Source organism: Psychrobacter sp. A3 (assembly GCF_028823565.1).
Classification (GTDB): Bacteria; Pseudomonadota; Gammaproteobacteria; order Pseudomonadales; family Moraxellaceae; genus Psychrobacter; species Psychrobacter celer.
Map to the genome: position 1 here is coordinate 1 of NZ_JAPEHS010000145.1, position 2,737 is coordinate 2,737.

Annotated in this window: 2 protein-coding genes; both read left to right on the forward strand. The window is 47.1% G+C overall.

Annotation, left to right across the window (positions count from 1 at the left end):
- Positions 1-779: 779 nt before the first annotated feature.
- A complete protein-coding gene (locus NK638_RS12155; protein WP_274633216.1) occupies positions 780-1,517 on the forward strand; it encodes a hypothetical protein in 738 nt (245 codons plus the stop codon).
- 259 nt (positions 1,518-1,776) lie between these two features.
- Complete coding sequence (locus NK638_RS12160; RefSeq protein WP_274633217.1) at positions 1,777-2,523, forward strand: MHYT domain-containing protein; 747 nt, start codon at positions 1,777-1,779, stop codon at positions 2,521-2,523.
- The last annotated feature ends 214 nt before the right edge of the window (positions 2,524-2,737 follow it).

Genomic DNA, 2,737 nt, shown 5'->3' on the forward strand with positions numbered 1-2,737 from the left:
TACTTGCGTGCTGCGTTCCCAGAGGCTGCGCAAAATTCATCCCAGTAGCGCTATGTTCTTGTTAGATTTCATCGACTATAGTTGGTTTTTATACTGAAATTTTTACACTCAGGCCGTTTCAACTGTGGTGCCCTTGATGGTGATATGAGCCTTGAGCCGCGTTTTTACAATCAATAAATATAGCCAATCCGGCATCATATTGGCACACTTTATTCATGTGCGACTGGCATTCATTTAGCGCGGCATCTGTCGGTGTTGGCACAGCACGCAAGAGAAACAAATACCAGTAGGACGGTACTGTTTTAAAATAGGTTAACCATAGCCGCATGATAACTGAAATCATATGATAAGGGTGGTAATGCCTGACCTGCGCCACGTATCCAATAATAGCAAATCCTCACCAAAGCCATGGCATTCAAGCCTTATGGCGATTTTTAAACAATGAACCCACCCTCAACGTGAGCGTTTAGCCACCTATCGGATAATCTTGCCATTTATCGGTCAATGCCGGCTATCTGCTTGCGAGACAATATGTATTCATTGATAATGCAGCAAAAATTACTTCTGTAAAGTAACCAGATGGTAACGAGGTTTTGAGCAGCTAATATATAAAAAACCATGTGTTCGCTGGCAATACTGCTATTGCTGATTGATACGTTAAAAAAAGGTGCAAAACAGTTGTACGTCTAGCGATATTTTGGCGACCTAATCAGCGCTGCAGTTTACCAAAATAACTCAGCACGAAAAAGTTTGGCTGTATTGTTAAAAAGGAGTGAGCTTTGAGATTCTCTTGTGCACTAGAAACCGCCTCGGAACGCATCCGTTTGGTCAATGTGATTTCACCATTGATCAAAGCTGGCTATCAGCTTGTCTCACAAAGACAAGAGCCGTCAAGCAATGGCGGCAACATCATACAGGTGGTGGCCAAAAGCCAAGGCGCGAAGACGCAAGCGGGTTTGATCGCTGACTTGTCTGCCATCGATGGGTGTACGCTGCTTAAGCTGGAAATTGAGGAAGACGAGGCGGCGCCGCCGGTCGCGGATCCGATACCATCGGCACCTACTGCACCCGCAATAGACGAAAAAAGCGTACTGGCCGCTATCGGTGCGCGGTATCCAGACATAGCCGAGGTGGTCACTCAGTACAAAGCCAGTCTGCCGGCCGAAAGACGCGTCAGTGCCATGCATGAGCTGGGCCGCAAGGTTGGCGGTGGTATCTATCAGCGTGACTATGCGCTCGGTAGTCCGCTCAAGATGTCTGCTGCCATCAGCCGCGAGTTGGTGCCTGCACTCAAAGTGTTTTCTAAAATCAAGGCCCGTGACCATGTCATTACTTTGGTGAAATGTCCGTTTTGTCAGTCATCCGAGCATTCTCATTCAGGCTGTCATTTTGTGGTGGGGTATATAGAAGGCTTTTTGGCAAGCAATCCCGCGGTGGGCAGAGTGCGCGCAGAAGAAACCAGCTGCGGTGCGGGCAGTACCCATGTTTGCGAGTTTACTATAGTCGATACACTCTAAAAATGTCATAGCGCGCTACTGGGATGAATTTTGCGCAGCCTCTGGGAACGCAGCACGCAAGTAAAATTTATACCAGTAGCGCGTTTAAATCCATAACAGTTTTACATTCAGCTAACTATATCTGGTAAAAATCACTCATGGGTCAAATAACACCTATGACAAAAAAGTAATGAGCGTCTCAAGTACGGCGACTCGTACAAATCTTAAGTGGCTTAAATGGCTTGGGTTCACTGTTTATAAAAATGTAAAGGGCGAAAAAATGATAGAAGTTGAATATAACCTGATGTTGGTGCTTGTCTCGTATGCCATCGCTGTGTTTGGCTCGTATGTTGGTCTAAACTTGGCCATCCGAGTTCCGTCTGCTAAGCCTGGCAATGATTTGTACTTTTGGGTAGCGCTGTCTTCGCTCGCCATCGGTGGTGCGATTTGGTCGATGCACTATATCGGTATGATGGCCGTGGATATGAAGATGCCAGTGACCTATGACTTGGGCTTGACGATTGTGTCGATGCTGCTAGCGGTACTGTTTGTGGCGGTTGGTGTGGTCATCGTTGGCCGCGGTGTACCAAGTGTGGCAAAACTGCTCGGCGGCGGAATATTGACAGGTCTTGGCGTGGCCGCCATGCACTATACGGGCATGGCATCCATGCAGATGGAAGCAACCATGTCCTATAACACCCCGCTTTTGCTCACCTCGATTGCGATTGCCATTGCCGCGTCGATCGCTGCGCTATGGTTGGCCTTTAATCTGCGTGGCAATTTACAACGTTTTGGCAGTGCTTTTATCATGGGTATTGCGGTGTGCGGGATGCACTACACAGGTATGGCCGCGATGGAGATGCAAATGGCTCATACGGGTGAGATGATGTCTATGGCTCATAGCAGTTCAGACGCCTTTATGTCATCGATGCTTATTTTTATTGGCTCGGCCATCGTCCTAAGCTTGCTGTGGGTCATTGGCTCTAAAAATGTGCCGCAAAAGGCAGCACTGGTATTTGGTGAGTGATATCTCATACTGCAGCCCGATGAGATTAGGGCGTGTCGTCAGCTCAATCAATATCTGAATCAATTCAATTGAAGGCATGCTTTAAGCAAAAAGGTTTTTAGAGTACGCTCTAAAAACCTTTTTTATGCTGCCGCTTTCTTGATGTTGACTATCGGATATGGCTTATTTTGCAAGCAGTGTTTTTAAATCAGCGTCTTTGCAGTAGGGCGTGTTG

Excerpts from the sequence above, each read along its gene's own strand:
- NK638_RS12160 (WP_274633217.1), top strand. The coding sequence starts at position 1,777 with ATGATAGAAGTTGAATATAACCTGATGTTGGTGCTTGTCTCGTATGCC.